Annotated in this window: 11 protein-coding genes; 3 read left to right on the forward strand and 8 right to left on the reverse strand. The window is 67.7% G+C overall.

Annotated features, from left to right (window positions below):
* The first annotated feature begins 41 nt into the window (after positions 1-41).
* Genes addB through trxA form a run of 3 tightly spaced genes read left to right on the forward strand, consistent with a single transcriptional unit; the run spans position 42 to position 6,832 of the window.
* A complete protein-coding gene (gene addB, locus J1N50_RS12060) occupies positions 42-3,011 on the forward strand; it encodes a double-strand break repair protein AddB (protein WP_215353749.1) in 2,970 nt (989 codons plus the stop codon).
* Positions 3,008-6,478 (forward strand): double-strand break repair helicase AddA, encoded by a 3,471-nt coding sequence (addA, locus tag J1N50_RS12065; RefSeq protein ID WP_215353751.1) that lies wholly within the window; start codon positions 3,008-3,010, stop codon positions 6,476-6,478. The genes addB and addA overlap by 4 nt, the downstream gene beginning before the upstream one ends.
* 33 nt (positions 6,479-6,511) lie before the next feature.
* Positions 6,512-6,832, forward strand: a complete 321-nt coding sequence (gene trxA / locus J1N50_RS12070) for a thioredoxin TrxA (RefSeq protein WP_215353753.1) — start codon at positions 6,512-6,514, stop codon at positions 6,830-6,832.
* Positions 6,833-6,871: 39 nt separating this feature from the next.
* Here the strand turns inward: trxA and J1N50_RS12075 are convergent, their stop codons facing one another.
* The 8 genes from J1N50_RS12075 to J1N50_RS12110 all read right to left on the reverse strand — a co-directional run.
* The gene (locus J1N50_RS12075; RefSeq protein WP_215353755.1) at positions 6,872-7,483 is read right to left on the reverse strand and encodes a glutathione S-transferase family protein; all 612 of its coding nucleotides are present in this window, start codon (positions 7,481-7,483) and stop codon (positions 6,872-6,874) included.
* Positions 7,484-7,488: 5 nt separating this feature from the next.
* The gene (argJ, locus tag J1N50_RS12080; protein ID WP_215353758.1) at positions 7,489-8,715 is read right to left on the reverse strand and encodes a bifunctional glutamate N-acetyltransferase/amino-acid acetyltransferase ArgJ; all 1,227 of its coding nucleotides are present in this window, start codon (positions 8,713-8,715) and stop codon (positions 7,489-7,491) included.
* Positions 8,716-8,921: 206 nt separating this feature from the next.
* Positions 8,922-10,358 (reverse strand): aldehyde dehydrogenase family protein, encoded by a 1,437-nt coding sequence (locus tag J1N50_RS12085; protein ID WP_215353760.1) that lies wholly within the window; start codon positions 10,356-10,358, stop codon positions 8,922-8,924.
* A gap of 95 nt (positions 10,359-10,453) precedes the next feature.
* On the reverse strand, positions 10,454-11,779 hold the full coding sequence (locus J1N50_RS12090; protein WP_215353762.1) for a M20/M25/M40 family metallo-hydrolase: 1,326 nt from the start codon (positions 11,777-11,779) through the stop codon (positions 10,454-10,456).
* A 55-nt stretch (positions 11,780-11,834) separates the two neighbouring features.
* The gene (locus J1N50_RS12095) at positions 11,835-13,307 is read right to left on the reverse strand and encodes a PQQ-dependent sugar dehydrogenase (RefSeq protein WP_215353764.1); all 1,473 of its coding nucleotides are present in this window, start codon (positions 13,305-13,307) and stop codon (positions 11,835-11,837) included.
* 265 nt (positions 13,308-13,572) lie between these two features.
* Positions 13,573-14,985 (reverse strand): type I glutamate--ammonia ligase, encoded by a 1,413-nt coding sequence (glnA, locus tag J1N50_RS12100; protein WP_204991810.1) that lies wholly within the window; start codon positions 14,983-14,985, stop codon positions 13,573-13,575.
* A gap of 75 nt (positions 14,986-15,060) precedes the next feature.
* A complete protein-coding gene (locus J1N50_RS12105; RefSeq protein ID WP_058816207.1) occupies positions 15,061-15,399 on the reverse strand; it encodes a P-II family nitrogen regulator in 339 nt (112 codons plus the stop codon).
* Positions 15,400-15,652: 253 nt separating this feature from the next.
* The coding region (locus J1N50_RS12110; RefSeq protein WP_215353766.1) for a c-type cytochrome at positions 15,653-16,703 on the reverse strand (1,051 nt) is incomplete at its 5' end.

A 16,703-nucleotide genomic window follows, 5' to 3' on the forward strand; every position in this document is an offset into this window, starting at 1 on the left:
GGATTGCTTCGCTGCGCTCGCAATGACGATGTGTGAATCCGATGGCTGACGCGAAGCCCACCCTCTTCTCGATCCCGGTCCACCGGGCCTTCGCCGACGTGCTCGCCGCCGGAATCATCGCGCGATACGCCGACGGCGCGCTGGGGCTGGCCGAAGGGCTGATCCTGCTGCCCAGCAACCGCGCGCGGAGCGCGGTGCAGGCGGCGTTGGTGCGCGCGGGCGGGGCGGGGTTGCTGATGCCGCGGCTGGCGGTGATCGGCGATGCGGACCTCGACGAGTCGGTGGCGCTGGCGCTCGACGCCATCGACGAGGACCCGATTCCCCCTGCGATCGACGCGCTGCGGCGGCGCCTGCTGCTCGCCGGACTGATCGAGCGATACACGCCCGCGGGCCAGCCGTCGATCGTCGGCGCGGCGGCGTTCCAGCTCGCCGACGGGCTGGCGCGGGTGATCGACCAGCTGCATTATGAGGAGGTGCGCGTCGGCGATCTCGTCGATCTCGACCTCGGGGCGTTCGCCGAACATTGGCAGGCGTCGCTCGGGCGGCTGAGGCTGCTCGTCGATCATTGGCCTGCGGTGCTGGCGAAGACCGGCAGCATCGACCGCGCGGAACGGCGCAACCGGCTGCTGGGGCGCGTGGCCGCGGGATGGCGCGCGGCGCCGCCCGCGCCGTTCGTTGTCGCCGCGGGCATTACGACCGCCGCCCCCGCGATCGCGCGGTTGCTGCGCACCGTGGCCGATCTGGAGCGCGGAATGGTGGTGCTGCCCGGCCTCGACCAGACGATGGCGGCCGCGGAATGGGACGCGCTCGGCCCGGTGCGGCCCGATCCCGAAGGTCCGGCGCGGCCGCTCGAGACGCATCCGCAATATCATCTGAAGCTGCTGCTCGACCGGATGAACGCGTCGCGCGACGAGGTGGCTGAATGGGACGCGACCTCCGCGTTCGACGGACCCGAAGCGCGCACGCCCTTCGTCTCGCTGCTTTTTGCGCCGGCCGATTACAGCGCGCAATGGCAGGCGGCGGGCGACCTGTCGGCGGCGACTGCAGGGATTTCGGGCGCCGTGTTCGCCGACGACGGGCAGGAGGCGCAGGGGATCGCACTCTTAATGCGCGAGGCGGTCGAGACGCCCGGGCGCACCGCGGCGCTGGTGACCCCTGACCGCGCGCTCGCCGAACGCGTCGCGGCGGCGCTGGCGCGCTGGGGTATCTCGGTCGACGACAGCGCGGGTCAGCCGCTGTCGCGGACGCCGCCGGGCGCGCTGCTGCTGTTGCTGGCGAAGCTGGCGTCGGCGTTCGATCCGGTCGCTTTGGTGTCGCTGCTGGGGCACCCGCTGGTGCGCAAGGGGGAGGGGCGCACCGCGTGGCTCGATCAGCTTCGGCGGCTCGACCTGGTGCTGCGCGAGCCGGGGCTGCTGCCGGGCTGGCGCGGGGTCAGCGCGCGGATCGCCGAACGCGAGGCCGACCCGAAGGCGCGCGGGCATGGCCATGCGTCGCAGTTGCAGCCGTGGTGGGAAGAGGTTTCGGATGCATTGGAGGCGGCGCTGGCACCCTTTGCCGAGCCTGCGCCTCCCGCCGTCTTGCTGGCGGCGCTGCAAAAGGCGGCCGAATGGCTGACCGGCGACGCTGTGTGGGCGGGACCTGCGGGCAGGATGCTCGCCGAGCTGTTCGACCAATGGGCGCTCGCGCGCGGCGACGGTCCGGCGCTCGTCGATCCCGCCGACTTCCCCGAGATGCTGGGGCAATTGCTGGCCCAGGCGAGCGTGCGGCCGCCCTATGGCGGGCATCCGCGCCTGTTCATCTGGGGCCTGCTCGAAGCGCGCTTGCAGCGCGCCGATCTGATGATTCTCGGCGGGCTCGACGAGGGACGCTGGCCCGCCGCGGCGCAGCCCGACCCATGGCTGGCGCCGGGCATTCGCCGCCTGATCGGGCTGCCCGCGCCCGAACGGCAACAGGGGATGGCGGCGCATGATTTTGCGAGCGCGCTGGCGGCGCGCGAGATCGTGGTCACGCGCGCGCAGCGGAGCGGCGGCGATCCGGCGGTCGCGTCGCGCTTCTGGCTGCGGCTGGCGGCGCTGGCGGGCGATCTGCCCGAACCCGCGCCCGGGGGTGTGGCGCTGACGCGGCTCGCGGCCGAACTCGATCTGCCGACGGGTGGGACACGGCCGGTGGGCAGGCCGACGCCGCGCCCGCCGGTCGAGGACCGCCCGCGCAAGATCAGCGTCACCGCGGTCGACCGGCTCGCGCGCGATCCCTTCGCTTATTATGCGAACCAGATGCTCGGGCTGTCGGCGCTCGATCCGCTCAGCGCCGCGCCCGATCCGCGCTGGCGCGGGACGCGGGTGCATAAAATGTTCGAGGATTGGGTGCGTGGCGGCGCAACCCCTGAGGGCTTCGAGCGCGAGCTGGCGGCGCTGCGGGCGGATGCTGCGCTCGATGCGATCGCGCGCGCCTTCTGGCTGCCGCGGATCGAGCCGGCGCTGCGCTGGGCGGCCGGGCAGGTCTGGGACCGCGACGATCGCAAACCGCTCGACGTCGAGGTGAAGGGTGAGATCAGCGTCGACGGCGTGACGCTGCACGGCAAGGCCGACCGGATCGACCGCGATGCCGAGGGGCGGCTGGCGATCGTCGATTATAAATCGGGCGGCGCTCCAAGCGCGAAGGCGGCGTTCGACAAGCTCGACAACCAGCTTGGCCTGCTCGGGCTGATCGCGCGCGAAGGCGGGATGAAGGACATCGCCGCGGCGCCGGTCGAGGCGCTTGAATATTGGAGCCTGCGACCCGACCGGCGCGCGGGCGGCGTGGGGAAGATTTCGAACACTTATGGGTCGCGCAGCGATCTCAAGAGCGCGGATCAGGCGATCGACCATGCCGCCGACGCGCTGTCGGACCTCGCCGCGATCTACCTGTCCGGCGACGCGCCCTTCGGGCCCGGCGAGGTGGCGGGCTATGGCGAGTATGACCAGCTCATGCGGCGCGACGAATGGTTCGGACGCGGGGAGGAGGGCGCATGAGCAAGCCCGGCGGCCTTGCGACGCTCGACCCGCGGCAGGGCGCCGCCGCCGATCCCGAGAGCCACGTCTGGCTCGGCGCGTCGGCGGGGACGGGCAAGACGCAGGTGCTGTCGGCGCGCGTGCTGCGGCTGATGCTCGATGGCGTTTCTCCGCAAGCGATCCTCTGCATCACCTTCACCAAGGCGGGCGCGGCCGAAATGGCGCACCGCATCCACGAACGGCTCGCGGCGTGGGTGCGGATGAGCGACGGCGATTTGCGGCTCGACCTGCGAGCGCTGGGACTGGATTGGGACCGGCCGGGACTGATGGAACGCGCCCGATCCTTGTTTGCGACCGTCATCGACAGTCCGGGCGGGGCGATCCGCGTGCAGACAATTCACGCCTTCTGCCAGACGTTGCTCGCGAGCTTCCCGCTCGAGGCGAAGCTGTTGCCGGGGTTCCGGGCGATCGAGGAGGACGAGGCGGGCGCGTTGCAGCGGGCGGTGTTGAGCCATCTGCTCGAATCAGATGACGAGCGCGACGTTCTGCGCGAGGCGGCGGCGATGTTGTCGCGGCGGCTGGGGCAGGATGCGGCGCTGTCCTTCCTGTCGAGTTGTGCGACGGTGTTCGGCGGACCCAATGCGCCGCTGCCGCCGTCGGCGCACGATCTGCGCGCGGCGTTCGAGCTGCCGGGCGGCGATCCCGATGCGTGGATCGCTGGCGAGCTCGCGGCGGGCGCGATCGACGAGGGCGATATCAGGGCGGTCGCGACCAGCGGCGCGAACTGGGGAACCAAGACCGGGCTCGCGTGCAACGATGTGATGATCGGCTGGCTGATCGCCGATCCGGCGAAGCGCGCCAAGATGCTCGGCGAGTTGCTCGGCCGGTTCCTGACCGGCAAAGGCGAGCTGCGCGCGGATTTCGCCGGCGACAAGGGAAAGATGACCGACTGCGCCGGCAGCGCGGTGCGGATCGTCGAAGCGGCGCAGGGTCTGCTCGGCACCGCGACCGCGATGCGCGTCGCCGACGATCTCGCGGCGGCGTGGAAGCTCGGGAGCCGCTTTGCCGCAGCCTATGCGCTGGCCAAGCGCGAGCAGGGGCTCGCCGATTTCGACGATCTGATCACGCTTGCGGGATCGCTGCTCCGCGTCAGCAGCTTCGGCGAATGGGTGCGCTTCAAGCTCGACCAGCGCACCGATCATATCCTCGTCGACGAGGCGCAGGACACGAACATGCGCCAGTGGGGGATCGTGCTGTCGATGGCCGAGGAATTCTTCGCGGTGAACGCCGGAGACGCCGAGCGTGTACGCACGCTGTTCACAGTCGGCGACCGCAAGCAGGCGATTTTCGGCTTTCAGGGCACCGAGCCCAAGGCGTTCGCGACGGCGCGCGATCTGTTCCATATCCTCGGCGAACGCGCGGGGCAGGATTTCCGCAACGTTGATCTGGTGTCCAACTATCGCTCGACCCCGGCGGTGCTGGAGGTGGTCGACGCGTGGCTCGAAGCCGGTGGTGCGTCCGACATGGGCCTTGAAGGCGAGGAGCCGCCGCATCGTCCCTTCCGCTCGGGCCACGCCGGGCAGGTCGAGCTGTGGCAGCCGTTGCCGGTGAGCAAGGCGCTCGACGCAGCGGCCGAGGAAGATGGCGGCGAAGGCGAGGGGAATTCGAGCGCGCCCGCTTCCGACCCCGCGTCGATGCGGCTCGCGAAGGCGATCGCGGGCGAGGTGCAGGACTGGATCGCGAACGGCAAGGACGGGCGGCCGGTCGCGCCGGGCGATATCATGATCCTCGTGCGGCGCCGCCGCGACCTGGCGGCGCGGATCGTCGCGCGGTTGCAGGCGCTGCACGTCCCCGTCGCAGGCGTCGACCGCTTCGCGCTGACGCAGCCGCTCGCGGTGCAGGATCTCATCGCGGCGATGCGCTTTGCGGTGCAGCCGCTCGACGACCTCAATCTGGCGTCGCTGCTCGTGTCGCCGCTGATCGGCTGGACGCAGGACGAGTTGTACGCGCGGACGCACAAGCGCGGGCGCGCAGCGATCTGGGAGCATCTGCGAGCGACCGAGGGCGATGTGCCGGCGGTCGCTATGGCGGCGCTGCGGCATTTGCTCGGCATGGCCGATTTCACGACGCCGTTCCGCTTTCTGGAGACGGTGCTGTCGGGGCCGATCGATGGGCGGCGCAGGCTTTACGCGCGACTGGGGCGCGAGGCGCGCGATCCGATCGACGAGCTGCTCAATCAGGCGCTGGCGTTCGAGAGCCGCGAGACGGTGTCGCTGCTCGGCTTCCTGACGCAAGTGTCGGCGAGCGCGGCCGATATCAAGCGCCAGACCGAGGCGCGCAGCGACGTCGTGCGCGTGATGACGGTTCACGGGTCGAAGGGCCTGCAGGCGCCGATCGTGATCCTCGCCGACGCGACCGAGGAACCCGGGATCGGGCACCGCCCGTTCAGCGTCGATGTTGCGGCGTGGGAGAAGCTGCCGGTCTTTGCGCTGCCCGCCGACGAACGGCATGGGGCGCTGGCGAAGGCCTATCAGGACGCCGCCGACGCCGCGACTCAGGAGCATTGGCGGCTATTCTATGTCGCCATGACCCGCGCCGAGGAAATCCTGGTCGTCGCGGGCGTGACCAGGAAGGCCGACCGGACGATCCCCGAAGGCAGCTGGCACGCGGCGGTCGAATCGGTGCTGCCGGATATGGGCGCCGAATGGGAGGACGCGGGACCGCTGTGGGGTCGGCGCCTCGTCCACCGCGCCAATGCAGGCAAATGGGCGCGGAAGGAAAAGGCGGCGAAGGTCGCGGAGCCCAAGCTGGTCCTTCCCGAATGGGCGCATCGGCAAGCCCCCGAGGAAGCGCGCCCGCCGCGCCCGCTCGCGCCGTCGGCACTCGGCGAGGACGATGTCGCCGTGCCGCCGCAGGGGACGGCGCGCGTTGCCGCGGCCGAGCGCGGGTTGCTGCTCCATGCATTGTTCGAGCGGCTGCCGCCGGTCGCCGTGGAGAAGCGGCGCGAGGCGGCACTGCGCTGGCTCGGCCTGCAGGCGCCGGGGCTGGATGAAGGCGCGCGGCTCGCGCTGGTGGACGAAGTGCTCGCGGTGCTCGACGATCCCGCGCACGCGGCGCTTTTCGGCCCCGGCAGTCTGGCCGAGGCGCCGCTGTCGGCGGTGGTGGACGGGATGGTGGTCGCGGGGATCGTCGACCGGCTGCGCGTCACCGACGATGCGGTGACGGTGATCGATTACAAGACGGGGCGGCATGTACCCGAAAGCGCCGGGGCGGTGCAGCCGGCCTATCTGCGCCAGATGGCGGCGTATCGCGACGCGCTGCGCGTGATCTTTCCGGGGCGCCGGGTCGAGGCGGCGCTGCTCTACACCGCCGCACCGCGGTTGATCGTGCTCGATGACGTGCTGCTCGACGCGCACAAGCCCGGCTTGGCGGTAACCAAGGCGAATTTGCCGGGTTCAGCCCTTGAGCCGGACGCGCCGACGCCTTAGCTTGGGATCAACGATATTTCAGGAGTTCAGACTATGGGTACCAAGGCCATTACCGACGCCAGCTTCCAGAGCGATGTTCTCGACAGCGATACGCCCGTGCTGGTCGATTTCTGGGCCGAATGGTGCGGTCCGTGCAAGATGATCGGCCCGTCGCTCGAGGAGATTTCGGACGAGCTGGAAGGCAAGGTCGTCATCGCCAAGCTCAATATCGACGATCATCCCGACGCCCCCGCCAAATATGGCGTGCGCGGCATTCCGACGATGATCCTGTTCAAGAATGGCGAGATCGCCGACACCAAAGTTGGCGCTGCACCCAAGAGCGCGCTCAAGGGCTGGCTCGAAGGCGCCCTTTGATCGAACATCGGGCCCCGGCTGAAGCCGGGGTTCCTTGTTTCAGGTCAGCGGAATCATGACCTGTTCGGCATAGCCCGGACGCATTTTCAGCCGCGCGTACCAGTCCTCGACATGGGGCAGCGACGGCCGTTCGATCGCGAGCGAATAATAAGTATATACATAAACGCCCATCGGAATGTCGCCGATTCCGAACGCGGAGCCTGACAGCCAGGGCGTGCGCGACAGCGCTTCGTCGAGGATCGCCATCTGCTTCGCCGAGGCCGCCGCCGACGCCGCGATCGCTGCCGCGTTGCGCGTTTCGGGCGCTCGCCGGACGAGATTGAGGAAGGCATCGCGCTGCGCGTCGGCATAGCCGGTCTGCCAGTCCATCCATTTATCACCGACGGCGCGAGCAGCAGGATCGGCCGGCCAGAAGCGTGTCCCGCCGTGCCTCGCGGCAAGGTAGCGGAGGATCGCGTTCGACTCCCACAGCGTGACGCCGTCGTCGTCGATCGTCGGGATCAGCGCGTTGGGGTTCTTCGCGAGATAGGCGGCATCCATCCCGAACTGACCGCCGACATCGTGGCGCTCGAAGGGCAGGCCGAGTTCGACCGCGAACCACGCGACCTTCTTCACATTGTGCGAATTGAGGCGTCCCCAGATGGTGAGCATCCCCGTCAGCTCCGGTAATCGGCGTTGATGCTGATGTAGCCGTGGGTCAGGTCGCAGGTCCAGACGGTCGCGCGGCCTTCGCCGAGGCCGAGGTCGGCGCCGATGCGGATGTCATGGCCTTTGAGATGCGCCGCGACAGGCGTCTCGTCATAGACGTCGACGGGCAGGCCATCCTTGGCGACCCAGTGATCGCCGAAGCGGATCGCAAGCCGGTCGCGGTCGGCGGGTTCGCCGGCCTTGCCCACAGCCATGACGACGCGGCCCCAATTGGCATCCTCGCCCGCGATCGCGGTTTTCACCAGCGGCGAGTTGGCGATGGCGAGCGCGATCCGTTTGGCGCTGCCGTCGCTGGTCGCGCCGGTCACCTGCACTTCGATGAACTTCGACGCGCCTTCGCCGTCGCGCACGACCTGATGCGCGAGATCGAGCGCGACCTCGCGGATCGCGGCGTACAGCGCGTCGGCGCCCGGATCGTCACGGGTCTCCAGCGTGGCGTTGCCCGCCTGCCCCGTCGCGAAGAGCAGCACCGTGTCGCTGGTCGAGGTGTCGCTGTCGACGGTGATGCTGTTGAAGCTGCCGCTCGTGGCCTCGCTCAGCATGTCCTGCAGCAGCGCGGGCGCGACGGCTGCGTCGGTGAAGATATAGCCGAGCATCGTCGCCATGTCGGGTGCGATCATTCCCGATCCCTTGACGATGCCTGCAACATGGACCGTCCGGTCGCCGACGACCGCGCTCGCCGCCGAACCCTTCGCGAAGGTGTCGGTGGTGCAGATCGTTTCGGCGGCAGCTTCCCACGAGCAGGGCTGTGCGGTGAGCGCGGCGTCGACCCCGGCGCGCGCCTTGTCCTTGGGCAGCGGCACGCCGATCACGCCGGTCGAACTGACGAAGACTTCGCTCGGCTCGCAGCCGAGGTGGCCTGCGACCTGCACCATGATCTGCTCGACCGCCTCGCGGCCGCGATAACCGGTGAAGGCGTTGCTGTTGCCCGCGTTGACGATCAGCGCGCGGCCTTTGCCGCCCTTGACCTGTTCGCGGCCGAGTTCGACTTCGGACGAGCAGCAGATATTGCGCGTGAAGACGCCGGCGACGGTCGTGCCCGGCGCGAGCTCCACATAGGTCAGGTCGCAGCGGTCCCAATTCTTGTACTGCGCGCGCGCCACGCGGCGCGTCACCCCGGCGATGTCGGGGAGGGCGGGAAAAGAGTCGGGGGCGAGGGGGGAACGGGTGGTCATGGGGATGCGCTTAGCCCTCCCTCGCACAAAGAAAAACCCCTCCCGAGGTGAAGGGGCTTTCGATCCTCCCTGTCGCGAAGCGATGGGGAGGTGGCAGCGCACAGCGCTGACGGAGGGGCTGATGACACTATCGTTGCCGCCCCTCCACCACCGCTTCGCGGCGGTCCCCCTCCCCATGGCCTTCGGCCACAGGGAGGATCTTTATGTTACGCCGGAATGCCGCTGATCGACTTCACTTCCATGAAATCCTTGAGCCCGAACACGCCGCCCTCGCGGCCGTTGCCCGACGCCTTGTAGCCGCCGAACGCCGCGCCCGGGCCGGGACCCCAGGCGTTGACAGCGACCATGCCGGCGCGGAGCTTCGGCGCGACTTCCGCCGCCTTGGCGGGGTCGCCCGAGACGACCGCCGACAGGCCATATTCGGTGTCGTTGGCGATCTCGACCGCTTCGTCGAGCGTGTCATAGGCCATGATCGTCGCGACCGGGCCGAACACCTCTTCCTTCGCGATGCGCATGTCGGGCGTGACACCCGAAAAGACCGTTGGCTTGATGTAATAGCCGCGGTTGACGTTCGAGGGCAGGCCGGTGCCGCCGGTCTCCAGCGTCGCGCCCTCGTCGATCGCCGACTGGATCAGACCCTGGATCTTGTCGAACTGCGCCTTGTTGACGACGGGGCCGATATGGCCGCCCTCGGTCATCGGGTCGCCGACCTGCGTCCCGTCGAACATCGCCTTGATGACGCCCACCGCCTCGGCCTGGCGCTCCTTCTGGACCAGGATGCGCGTCGGCGCGATGCAGCTCTGGCCGGTGTTGACGAGCACGCCCTGCACCGTCGGGGGCAGCACGGCGGCGAAGTCGGCGTCGGGCAGGACGATGTTCGGCGACTTGCCGCCGAGTTCCTGATGGACGCGCTTGACCGTGTCGGCTGCCGCCTTGGCGACGAGGATGCCGGCGCGGGTCGAGCCCGTAAAGCTGACCATCTCGATGCCCGGATGCGCGCTGATCGCGTTGCCGACGGTCGGCCCGTCACCCTGGACAAGGTTGAAGACGCCCGCGGGGACGCCCGCCGCGTCGAGGATCTCGGCGAAGATCACCGCGTTGCCAGGGCATTCTTCGGACGGCTTCAGGACCATCGTGTTGCCCGCGGCGAGCGCCGGTGCGACCTTGAGCGCGATCTGGTTGAGCGGCCAGTTCCAAGGCGTGATCATGCCGACGACGCCGATCGGCTCGTAGGCGATGATGCCCGCGGCATATTTTTCGGTGAAGCTGAAATCCTTGAGTGCGGCGATCGTGCCGAGGAAGCCGCCGATGCCCGCGCCGACCTGCGCGGTGCTCGCGAAGCTGACCGGGGCGCCCATTTCCGACGCCATCGATTTGGCGAGATCGGGGACGCGCTTCTTATATTCCTCGACGATGCGGTTCAGCAGATCGAGGCGTTCCTCGCGCGTGGTCTGCGAGAAGGTCTTGAAAGCCTCCTTCGCCGCGGCCACCGCGTCGTCGACGTCGGCGGCAGTACCGAGCACAACGGTCGAGGCCGCTTCCTCGGTCGCGGGATTGATGACGTCGTGGAGCTTGCCGCCCTTCGAATCGACCCAGCGGCCGCCGATATAGTGCTGTTTCAGGTGGGTTTCGGTGTCGCTCATCGTCATTCTCCCAATCGCGGTGAATCCGTCTCGGATTGCTACCTAATCACTGTGGCGGATGAATCAAGAAAAGGCCAACTGCCAATTGCGGCCGTTCAGCGCTTTTCAGCAGAAAGGCGTGACATCAGGATGGCAGCGCGGGTGGCCTGGCGCGCAATGCTCGGGATATCGACCGCCTCGCCGGGCGCATGATCGCCGGTGCTGTACGGGCCGAGCCCCGCGAGTCCGTCGACGTCGGCGGCGACGAAGCTGATGTCGCCTGCGCCGCGCTTCAGCGGATCGAGCGGCGCCATTTCGGCGAGGCCGAGGTCGCGGTTCACCCCGTTGAGCTTTGCGAGCAGCGCCTTGTTGCCCTCGGTCGGCGCCATCGGCGGGTAGCCGCCGGGGTCGAAACTGATCGTCGCATCGGTGCCGGGGGCATGGTCGGCGACGATCGCAGTCATTTTCGCTTTCACGCGATCGATCTGTTCGGGCGACAGCGCGCGGAGATCGCCGCGCGCGACCGCGGTTCCGGCGATGATGTTCGTCTTGCCGCTGACCGTGGCGCGGATGCCGCCCGCGTCGAGATCGGCCTGCTGTCCGCCGGCGATCAGCCCGACGTTGAAGGTCAGGTTCGGCTCGGGCAGTTCGGTACGGAAGCGATAGAGGATGCGCGTCAGTTCATAGATCGCGCCGTCGCCTGCCGCGGCGCTGAAGATGCCTGAGCTGTGGCTTGCCTTGCCGGTTGTCGTCACGGTCCAGCTATCCGACGATCGCCGCGCGACCGATCCCATGTCGGCGCCCCCCGATTTTCCCGGGCCGTCGCGGACGAGCCCTTCGAAATCGAGCGCGACGTCGGCGCGCTTGCCCGCGGCGATCAGGTCGGCGCGCGCCCTTTCGATCGGCGTGCCTGAATCCTCTTCGTCGCCGGTCATGTGGAATTCGATGTTGGCGTCTTTCAGCGTTCCCGCCGCCTGCATCGCGCGCAGCGCCGCGACGACGACGACCATGCCGCCTTTGTCGTCCCCTGCGCCCGGGCCTTCGCCCATATCGCCCTTGCGGGTGAATGTCTGGAACGGCGAGTCGGGCTCGAACACCGTGTCGAGATGCGCGATCAGCAGCAGGCGCTTGGTCCCCGGTTTGCCGACGTGCGTCGCGATCAGGTGGCCTGCGCGGCCGGTGTCGCGCATCGGTTTCCATTCGACCTTGAAACCGAGCGGCTCGAGCTCGGCGCGCATCATCGCCCCGACCTTTTCGACGCCTTCCAGATTCTGCGATCCGCTGTTCTGGTTCACGAGCTTTTCGAGCAAGGCGAGGCTGCGGTCCTTCTCGGCCTCAACGGTCTTCGCCATCATTGCTTCCGCCGGGCTGAGCTTCGCCTGCGCAGCGGGCGCCAGGGCCAGCTGCACGGCAACGAGAACGGCAAAAGGCAATGATTTCATTGGGGGCTCCTCTGGACGTCCCCTTGTGGCGGGTACGGCGCCCCGCCGCAAGCGGTCAGCCGGGACGCACCATGAAGATGTCGCCGCCGATGCTGACGATGAACAGATTGCCCGCGCTGTCCTCGCCGAACGAGGCGATCGAACCGAGCGTTCCGGCGTCGGGTGCGAAATCCTCGTTGCGCCGCGCGAGGCGCGATGAAGGAAGCGTCTGACCCGCCACGAAGCTGGAGAAGGGGATCGACCAGATATTCCCCGAGACGAAGTCGGCGAAGACATATTGACCCTGCAGCGAGGTCACGGGTCCGCGATAGACATAGCCGCCGGTGATCGAATTGCCCTGCTGCGGGCCGCTGCCGTGGCCATATTCGACAACGGGGTCGATGAGGCCGCCGGGCGGCGTACCCGAAAAGGTCTGGGTTCCTTCCTTGAAGCGCCAGCCGAAATTGGCGCCGGGCTGCGTTGTGGTCAGCAGATCGACCTCCTCGACCGCCCCCTGCCCGACATCGCCGATGACGAGCGTCGAACCATGGAACGAGGCGCGGAACGGATTGCGCAGGCCATAGGCGTAAACATAGGGGTCGCCGCCGCCCGCCAGGAAGGGGTTGCCGGGGGCGGGCGCATAGCTGCTGCCGTTCGCGCCGACGGTGAAGCGCAATATCTTGCCGAGGCGGACGTTGGTGTTCTGGGCATTGTTGCTAGGGTCGCCGCCGCCACCGCCGTCGCCGATTCCGACATAGACGAGACCGTCGGGACCGAAGCCGATCCAGCCGCCGTTGTGGTTGTCGGCGCCGGGGTGCGGCACGCTCAGCACCGTGTCATAGACGGTCGAGCTGTTCGGCTGCCCGAGCGTGTAGCGGCGAACCTGCACCGTGCCGTCGGCGGCGGTCGCGACCGCGAGCAGCCGCTGCGACGTCGCATGGTCGGGATAGGCGGCGAGCCCGAGCAGCCCGCGCTCGCCGCTCGTCGAAATGTCGGTGATGTCGAGCACGCGCGTGCGGCTGCCGTTCACGGGGTCGAAGCGATAGACGTCGCCGCCCTTCTCGACGACATAGACATTGGTGCTGGCGGGAATCGGCGCGACATAGAGCGGCTGGCTGAAGCCGGTGCCGACGCGCACCACCGCGATGCCCTCGCGGCTGTTGGTCACCGTGATGTTCACGGGCTGGGTGGCGCTGGCGCCGCCGTCGCTGACGCGGAGCGTCACCGCATAGATATTGTCGCCATTGGCGTCGCCAGGAAGGTCGTAATCGGGCGCGGCGTTGAAGCGCAGCGCCCCCGCCGGGGTGATCGAAAAGAGCGCGGCGTCGGCGCCGCCGTCGATCGTGAAGGTCAGCGGATTGCCGTCGGGATCGCTCGCGGCGGCCTGATAGGCGGCCGTCGTGTTTTCGGTAACGCTGGCGGTTTGCGCCGACGTGAAGCTGGGCGGCGCGTTGTTGGCCGGGGGCGGGGTGCTGCCACCACCGCTTCCGCCGCCGCAGGAGGAGGCGAGAAGGAGGGGTGCGGTAATGAAAAACAGGCGCGTTCGCATATCAATGCCCCTTGCGATCCGCCCCCGTCCGCCAATCTGCCATCGGCGGGCGGGCGTCGCAACCGGCAAAGACGCGCGGCGTTAAGCGGGTTCCTTTACCTCTTCGAAATCGTCCAGCAAGTTCGGCCGTCAAGGCGCGGGTCGTTGGGGGCGCGAGTTCCTCCAAGGGGCATGGGAGCCCGCCCCCGAACTGCCCCGTCCAAAGTAAAGGGGCGCCCGGTCCCCCCAGACCGGACGCCCCCTTCGCGTCGCTGATCGCTGCCGATCAGGCGCTGTAGTACATGTCGAACTCGACCGGGCTCGGGGTCTGTTCGAAGTTGTAAACTTCGGGCCATTTGAGCTCGATATAGGCGTCGATCTGGTCCTTGGTGAACACGTCGCCCTTCAGCAGGAATTCATAGTCGGCAGCGAGGCTGTCGAGCGCTTCGCGAAGCGACCCGCAGACGGTCGGGACTTCGGCCAGCTCTTCCGGCGGCAGGTCATAGAGGTTCTTGTCCATCGCGTCGCCGGGGTGGATCTTGTTCTGGATGCCGTCGAGGCCCGCCATCAGCAGCGCCGAATAGCAGAGATAGGGGTTCGCCATCGCGTCGGGGAAACGGAATTCGACGCGCTTCGCCTTGGCGCCCGCACCATAGGGGATGCGGCACGACGCCGAACGATTGCGCGACGAGTAGGCGAGCAGCACCGGAGCCTCGAAGCCCGGGACGAGCCGCTTGTAGCTGTTCGTCGTCGGGTTGGTGAAAGCGTTGAGCGCCTTGGCGTGCTTGATGACGCCGCCGATGAAATAGAGGCACATGTCCGAAAGGCCGGCGTAGCCGTTGCCCGCGAAGAGCGGCTTGCCCTTTTCCCAGATCGAGATGTGCGTGTGCATCCCCGAGCCATTGTCCTGACGGATCGGCTTCGGCATGAAGGTCGCGGTCTTGCCGTAGGCGTTGGCGACCTGATGCACGACATATTTGTAGATCTGCATACGGTCGGCGGTTTCGGTCAGCTTGCCGAAGGTCAGGCCAAGCTCGTGCTGCGCCGCGGCGACTTCATGGTGATGCTTGTCGCAAGGCAGGCCCATTTCGAGCATCGTCGAAACCATCTCGGCGCGGATGTCGACGGCGCTGTCGACCGGGGCGACGGGAAAATAGCCGCCCTTGGCGCGCGGACGGTGACCGAGGTTGCCGCCTTCGTAAGCGCGGCCGGTGTTGGTCGGCAGTTCGATATCGTCGATCTCGAAGCCCGACTTGTTATAGCCGGTTTCGAAGCGGACGTCGTCGAACATGAAGAATTCGGCTTCGGGGCCGACATAGACGGTGTCGCCGATGCCGGTCGAGGCGACATAGGCCTCGGCCCGTTTGGCCGTGGTGCGCGGGTCGCGGGAATAGCCTTCACCGGTCGACGGTTCGACGATGTCGCAGAACATCACCAGCATCGGCGTCGCCGAGAAGGGATCGTCATAGACGGCGTCGAGATCGGGCTTCAGAATCATGTCGCTTTCGTTGATCGCCTTCCAGCCTTCGATCGAAGACCCGTCGAACATCAGGCCGTCTTCGAGCGCGTCCTCGTCGATCACCCCGGCGCACATGGTGAGGTGCTGCCACTTGCCTTTCGGGTCGGTGAAGCGCAGGTCGACCCACTCGATATCGTTGTCCTTGATCCGCGCGATGATTTCCTTGGGCTTGGTCGCCATGGTCTGAACTTCCTTCTTGCGATGATGACCGGCTTCGCCGGGTCTTGTTGAACAGGATCGGGGAGCGGGACGGGCTTAAAGCGCGTCCTCGTTGCGTTCGCCGGTGCGGATGCGGAGGGCGGTTTCGACCGGAATCACGAAAATCTTGCCGTCGCCGATGCGACCGGTCTGGGCGGCCGCGGCGATCGCTTCGACAACGCGCTCGGCGAGCCCGTCCTCGACGATAACTTCCAGCTTCACCTTCGGCAGGAAGTCGACGACATATTCGGCGCCGCGATAGAGTTCGGTGTGGCCCTTCTGGCGGCCGAAGCCCTTCGCCTCGGTCACGGTGATACCGCTGACGCCGACTTCGTGCAGCGCTTCCTTCACTTCGTCGAGCTTGAACGGCTTGATGATCGCCTCAATCTTCTTCACGCGTCTTGTCCCCCACTGGGTCTGTCTCTCGTGCCTGCAGCCAAAGCCGGATCAGGGCCCGCCTGGTCCGGTTCGCTCCCCATCCGGTTCGCACCCTAGAGTCGCTGAGGCCCCGTCATCTTGCACCAATCAAAAGCCGTGCCAATTGGCGAATCGCAAGCTTTCGGTAAGAATTCGGACAAGAAATTGCGCCGTTGCCCACGGTGTGTGCAACGGCGCGATATTTGTGATCAAAAAATAGGCAAAGGCGTCGTCAGCGCCCCATCGGAGCCGCGGTGTCGGGCAGGTTGGCCTTGGTCCAGTTCGACCGTTCGATGACATAGGCGCGAATCGCTTCGACATCGGCCGGAGTGAGTACCTTGGCGAAGCTGACCATGCCGCGATCCTTGAGCGCGCCATCGAGGATCACCCCCTTCCACGCCTCGGCATTGGCGAGCGCGCCCGAGACGCGCAGGTCGGGGGTGAACCCGTTGCCGATCGCGCTGTCGCCGTGACAGACGATGCAATAGCGCCCGAAGTGCGCCTTGCCGGCAGCGACCTGTGCCGGGGTGCCGATCGGCGCGGGCGGGTTCCATGCGAGCGTCGTGGTGGCGGGCGGAGCGGGGAGCTTGCCCGTGCCGCCGATCTTGAGCACGACGAGCCGCGGCAGGTTGGGCACCTTGCGCGTCACCCCGCCCGCAACTCCGGCAACGAGCGGGAAGGCGCCGCCCTTGCCGGTCTGGAAGGCGACATATTGCACCCCGCCGACGCGGAAGGTCGAGGGCGCGCTGACGATCCCCGATTGCATGTCGAGGTCGAGCAACTGCTTGCCGGTGTCGGCGGCATAGGCGCGGAAGCGCCCGGTGCTGGTGCCCTGGAAGACGAGGTTGCCCGCGGTCGTCATCGTGCCGCCGTTCCACGCGGCGGGATAATCGACTCCCCACGCGACCTTGCCCGTCCGCGGGTCGAAAGCGACGAGGCGGCCGGTGGTTGCCGCGATGGCCGCCTTGAACGCCGCCTTGTCGTCGGGGAGCAAGGTCTTGTTGAGCGAGGTGCCGACGTTGAAACCCAGCACCTTGCGCCGGTCGAGTTCGTCCATGTCGGCGAGATAGCCTTGCGGAATCTGCTGCGCGGGGATGTAAACGAGACCCGTTTTCGGGTTGTAGCTCATCGGATGCCAGTTGTGCGCGCCGAGCGCCCCCGGGATTGCGATGAAGGGTTTGCCGGTCCTGTAGAAGCGCGCCTCGGGGTTCTCGATCGGTCGGCCGGTCGCCATATCGTAGCCGGTGGCCCAGTTGATCCCGTCGACGAAGGGTTTGGCGTCG

The sequence above is a fragment of the Sphingopyxis soli genome, from assembly GCF_018682675.1.
GTDB lineage: Bacteria > Pseudomonadota > Alphaproteobacteria > Sphingomonadales > Sphingomonadaceae > Sphingopyxis > Sphingopyxis soli.